The organism is Atlantibacter sp. (genome assembly GCF_032062175.1).
Taxonomy (GTDB): Bacteria; Pseudomonadota; Gammaproteobacteria; order Enterobacterales; family Enterobacteriaceae; genus Atlantibacter.
Genome location: NZ_DAMBQK010000041.1, coordinates 1 through 4,909, shown reverse-complemented (window position 1 = coordinate 4,909; position 4,909 = coordinate 1). Strand labels below are relative to the sequence as shown.

At 50.7% G+C, this 4,909-nt stretch carries 5 protein-coding genes and 4 tRNA genes; 2 read left to right on the top strand and 7 right to left on the bottom strand.

Annotated features, from left to right (window positions below; translation table 11 throughout):
* The 5 genes from RT120_RS21725 to RT120_RS21705 form a co-directional block, all read right to left on the bottom strand.
* A partial coding sequence (locus tag RT120_RS21725; RefSeq protein ID WP_074437493.1) for a GTP-binding protein occupies positions 1–142 on the bottom strand: 142 nt, incomplete at its 3' end.
* A gap of 109 nt (positions 143–251) precedes the next feature.
* Positions 252–327: transfer RNA gene (locus tag RT120_RS21720), tRNA-Thr, on the bottom strand.
* 5 nt (positions 328–332) lie between these two features.
* A tRNA-Gly gene (locus tag RT120_RS21715) sits at positions 333–407 on the bottom strand.
* A 114-nt stretch (positions 408–521) separates the two neighbouring features.
* Positions 522–606 (bottom strand) — tRNA-Tyr (locus tag RT120_RS21710).
* 10 nt (positions 607–616) lie between these two features.
* Positions 617–692, bottom strand: a tRNA-Thr gene (locus tag RT120_RS21705).
* 318 nt (positions 693–1,010) lie between these two features.
* On the opposite strand from RT120_RS21705, the gene RT120_RS21700 reads away from it, so the two are divergent.
* On the top strand, positions 1,011–1,559 hold the full coding sequence (locus tag RT120_RS21700) for a GNAT family N-acetyltransferase (protein ID WP_312985952.1): 549 nt from the start codon (positions 1,011–1,013) through the stop codon (positions 1,557–1,559).
* A gap of 188 nt (positions 1,560–1,747) precedes the next feature.
* The gene (gene coaA, locus RT120_RS21695; protein WP_312985950.1) at positions 1,748–2,704 is read left to right on the top strand and encodes a type I pantothenate kinase; all 957 of its coding nucleotides are present in this window, start codon (positions 1,748–1,750) and stop codon (positions 2,702–2,704) included.
* Positions 2,705–2,727: 23 nt separating this feature from the next.
* On the opposite strand, the gene birA is transcribed toward coaA, so the two are convergent.
* Positions 2,728–3,693, bottom strand: a complete 966-nt coding sequence (birA, locus tag RT120_RS21690) for a bifunctional biotin--[acetyl-CoA-carboxylase] ligase/biotin operon repressor BirA (RefSeq protein ID WP_312985948.1) — start codon at positions 3,691–3,693, stop codon at positions 2,728–2,730.
* Positions 3,690–4,718: a UDP-N-acetylmuramate dehydrogenase gene (gene murB / locus RT120_RS21685; protein ID WP_312985946.1), complete on the bottom strand. Its 1,029-nt coding sequence runs from the start codon at positions 4,716–4,718 to the stop codon at positions 3,690–3,692. The genes birA and murB overlap by 4 nt, the downstream gene beginning before the upstream one ends.
* Between the last annotated feature and the right edge of the window lie 191 nt (positions 4,719–4,909).

The window sequence follows — 4,909 nt, the reverse complement described above, 5'->3', positions numbered from 1 at the left end:
CGAATGCACGAGCAGAACCACCGTAGGTTTTAGCCAGAACGGTAGTGATGGCAGCGGTCAGCGTTGTTTTACCATGGTCAACGTGGCCGATAGTACCGACGTTAACGTGCGGTTTTGTACGTTCAAACTTTTCTTTAGACATCGATTGTCCCTCTAAGACACGGATAAATCGGTGATATCACCACATCAACCAGGCACAAGCCTGAATTTGTTGAATATAAACAGAAAAGAAGCAGGGAGGATAAAAGAAGTGGTGCTGATAGGCAGATTCGAACTGCCGACCTCACCCTTACCAAGGGTGCGCTCTACCAACTGAGCTATATCAGCACATCTGGAGCGGGCAGCGGGAATCGAACCCGCATCATCAGCTTGGAAGGCTGAGGTAATAGCCATTATACGATGCCCGCATCCTGGAACTCGGCTACCTGATTCTTCTGTTTGAATATGAAGAGAAGCCCTTCACTATTCGAGCCGATTCGCTGACGCTTATCGTCTCGGGCTACGCAGGGCGTAACCTAAAATGGTGGTGGGGGAAGGATTCGAACCTTCGAAGTCGATGACGGCAGATTTACAGTCTGCTCCCTTTGGCCGCTCGGGAACCCCACCGGGTACTTGATGGTGCCGGCTACCGGAATCGAACTGGTGACCTACTGATTACAAGTCAGTTGCTCTACCTACTGAGCTAAGCCGGCATCAAGTAGCGCGCATTCTAGGAACTGCCGGGCCCGCATGCAACAAAAAAATTGCATAAAACGCTCTACCGCTCACATTTTGAACTAAGCCCGTCACTTCTGGCACTATTTTGACCAGCGAAGCGTAAGAAATAGTCAGGATTTTGTTTGTTGACCGGCATCGGGACGCACAAGGGTTGTGCATAGCCGCAGGTTTAACGCTTTTAAATGAGGCGTCCCCGTTTTACATGGCGTCATTTTTGGCGCTGTGGCGGTTTTTTTGCTGCTGGATCACATATTGCATTCTTTTACTGTGTCCTGTGATCCGGAGGTGCCGCTATGAAAATTATCGCCTTAAACGCGTCTACACTGCCCGTCTATTGCCGGGAACTCTCCAACATCCTGTTAGATGTACTGGCGGATGGCGCATTGGGGGGCTATCAGCAATCTATCAGCCGGGAAGAAGCAGAAAGCGCGTTCTACCGCCTCAGGGATGCATTAAGCAACCAGGAAACCCTGATATGGATCGCCCGTGATGAGTCCGGCGTAGTGGGCTATGCTCGCCTGGATCTGTGTGCAGATGCTGATGGGCTTAACCGCGCTGAGATCAAAGGTGTGATGGTGCATCGTCGCGCCCGGCGGCTGGGAGCAGGCAAGAAGCTTATTCAGGCGGTTGAGGAAGCGGCGTCTCAGTCTCGTCGGGGGCTGCTTTATCTGGATGTCCAGGCGGGAACGCCTGCTGAGGCCTTCTGGCGGGCCACAGGCTACCGTTGCCTGGGGGAAATGCCGGATTATGTGTGCTCCGCCGATGGTTATTGCCACTCCGCCGTTATTTACTATAAGCGCCTGTTCGCCGTAAATCCGTACCCGCGCGCCGTTGCGAACTAGGCTTTATAAACGTGATGCTTTCACTGGAAAGCATCACTCCTTTTGATTTTTTCTTCTTATTCTTTGCATTCTGGTGTTACCCTCCTGCCCATCGTTGAAACTGATATCTATGGCGTGTCACTGGCCGTTTATGAAATGAAACGAACCAGCCAGAGCGTTCATCCTTGTCCGCAATGACAGGCAAACACATGCTGAAAAGTAATACAGAGCAAACAATAATGACTCCTTATCTTCAGTTTAATCGGAGCCAGTGGGCTGCGCTTCGTGACTCAGTCCCAATGACCTTAACTGAAGGCGAAATCGCGCGCCTGAAGGGTATAAACGAAGATCTCTCGCTGGATGAAGTGGCTGAAATTTATTTGCCCCTGTCGCGCTTACTGAATTTTTATATCAGTTCGAATCTTCGCCGCCAGGCAGTGTTAGAACAGTTTTTAGGAACTAACGGGCAACGTATCCCCTATATCATCAGTATTGCTGGCAGTGTCGCCGTGGGAAAAAGCACGACGGCGCGTGTGCTTCAGGCACTATTGTCGCGCTGGCCCGAGCACCGTCGCGTTGAATTAATCACCACCGATGGCTTTCTACACCCCAATCAGGTGCTTAAAGACCGAAATCTGATGAAAAAGAAAGGGTTTCCGCAATCCTATGATATGCATCGGCTGGTTAAATTCGTTTCCGATCTGAAATCCGGCGTTCCGAATGTTACGGCTCCGGTTTACTCCCATCTTATTTATGATGTTATTCCCGATGGGGATAAAGTCGTGACCCAGCCGGATATATTAATCCTTGAGGGATTAAATGTACTACAAAGCGGCATGGATTATCCGCACGACCCTCACCATGTATTTGTTTCTGATTTCGTCGACTTTTCTATTTATGTCGATGCGCCAGAAGATCTATTACAGACATGGTATATCAACCGCTTTTTGAAATTCCGGGAAGGGGCTTTTACCGACCCGGATTCCTATTTCCATAATTACGCCAGGCTATCAGAAGAAGAGGCCGTCAACGTGGCCACCCAACTGTGGAAAGAAATCAACTGGCTGAATTTAAAAGAGAACATTCTACCAACACGAGAGCGAGCCAGTCTGATAATGACCAAAAGCGCCGATCACGCTGTTGAATGCGTCAGGTTACGCAAATAAAAAAGGGAGCTAAGCTCCCTTTTTTATTGTCCTGCGCTGCGTAACGAGATTTCGCCGCCAATCCACGGCTTAACCGCACCATCCTGCTCCAGTAATAATGCGCCCTGCTCGTCAATACCCCGGGAAATACCAAAGATTTCCTTTTCGCCAATAATCAGTTTCACCGGGCGATGGATAAAGTTATCCAGTTTTTCCCAACGGCTCAGGAAAGACGCTAAGCCATCCTGCTCGAAGATTTTCAACGCGTTGCGTAATTCATTAATAAGCCGTACGGCGAGCTTATTACGATCGATATGAATACCCGCTTCCTGCAGGTTAATCCAGCCCTGGTTAACGACCTCTTCTTCAACCCGACGCATTGCCAGGTTGATGCCCGCACCGATGACAATCTGCGCCGCATCGCCGGTTTTGCCGGTTAATTCAACCAGAATACCCGCCAGCTTTCGGTCCTGAAGATACAGGTCATTCGGCCATTTAACACGCACCTGATCGGCACCCAATTCATGCAGCACTTCAGCCATGACAATACCGATGACCAGACTTAGGCCAATCGCAGCGGCTGGGCCCTGCTCAAGACGCCAGTACATCGATAGATAGAGGTTAGCGCCAAATGGCGAGAACCATTTCCGGCCACGACGGCCACGACCGGCCTGCTGATATTCCGCAATACACGCATCGCCGGAGGAGAGGCTTGCCAGGTGGTCGAGAAGATACTGGTTGGTAGAGTCGATAACCGGTAAGACGCTTACTGATCCGGCATCAATTTGGCTATGAATGAACGATGCATCCAGCAGTTGGATAGGTTCAGGGAGGCTATAACCTTTTCCCGGTACGGTAAACACATCCACGCCCCAATCGCGCAGCGTCTGGATGTGCTTATTAATCGCCGCACGGCTCATACCTAATTTTTCGCCCAGTTGCTCACCCGAATGGAATTCGCCATCCGCAAGGAGAGAGATAAGCGTTAAAGGTATCTTATTGTCCTTCATGAAATTGTCTCCACAGCATTCACTTCGCCAGCCTGACCAATAAAACGCACTTCCGGTTCAAGCCAGATGTTAAATCGCTCACCCACGCGCTGTCGCACATCATGTGCCAGGCTTACTACATCCTGGCTGGTCGCGTTATCCAGATTAACCAGTACCAGTGCCTGCTGACGATGCACGGCTGCGCCTCCCACCCGGTATCCCTTCAGCTGGCATTGATCGATCAGCCAGCCCGCGGCGAGCTTAACGCTTCCGTCGGCCTGAGGGTAATGAGGTATGCGTGGAAACAGCTCAATGAGCCGTGCAGCCTGCTCAGCGCTGATGACAGGATTCTTAAAGAAGCTGCCTGCATTGCCCTGTACGCGGGGATCGGGCAGTTTGGTTTGCCGCATATGACAGACGCTATCAAAGACCTGTTGTGGGGTTACAGTCGCGGGATCTAACTGGGCGAGATCGCCATAGGTTAAAACGGGCACCCAATGTTTGTTCAGGCGCAGCCCGACCGCGATAATCGCAAAACGGTTCTGATAGTCATGCTTGAAGATGCTGTCCCGATAACCAAACTGACAATCAGTATTATCGACACGCAATACTTTGCCGGTTTCAAGCTCGATACAATCGACATATTCACAGACCTGTTTAAGCTCGACGCCGTAAGCGCCGATGTTCTGGATCGGTGAAGATCCGGTGCAGCCGGGGATAAGCGCCAGGTTTTCAAGTCCAGGCATACCCTTGTTGAGCGTGTATTCGACCAGCTTGTGCCAATTCTCCCCTGCGCCAACATGAATATGCCAGGCTTCTTCCGCCTCTTTAACGGCGATGCCCGCAATGCGATTGACGATTACCGTACCGTCGAAGTCTTTAAGAAAAAGAACATTACTGCCCCCTCCCAGAATCATCACCGGTTCGCCCTGCCGTATTGCATCAAGCCAGGCCTGCTGTAACGACTCTGGTGTCGCCGCCTCAATCAGCTTTTTAGCGCGGCATTCCAGATTAAAACTATTAAAAGGTTTGAGGGAGATACGCATGATTTTTTCCTGATACCACGATCCCGCTAGTTTACCCGATCGCGCAGCGTAAGGCTTGTATCGTGGGTTAACCGACGGAGAGCAATAGTGGGTTTCAGAACTTTTGGCAGGAAGGTTAAGTTTATTTTGCTATATCGCAGACAGCAAAAAGCCCATCCGTGAGGATGGGCTTCTGCTTGTTTGATGCCTGG

Coding starts and splice junctions, on each gene's coding strand:
- RT120_RS21700 (WP_312985952.1), top strand. CDS start 1,011: ATGAAAATTATCGCCTTAAACGCGTCTACACTGCCCGTCTATTGCCGG.
- coaA (WP_312985950.1), top strand. CDS start 1,748: ATGCTGAAAAGTAATACAGAGCAAACAATAATGACTCCTTATCTTCAG.
- birA (WP_312985948.1), bottom strand. CDS start 3,693: ATGAAGGACAATAAGATACCTTTAACGCTTATCTCTCTCCTTGCGGAT.
- murB (WP_312985946.1), bottom strand. CDS start 4,718: ATGCGTATCTCCCTCAAACCTTTTAATAGTTTTAATCTGGAATGCCGC.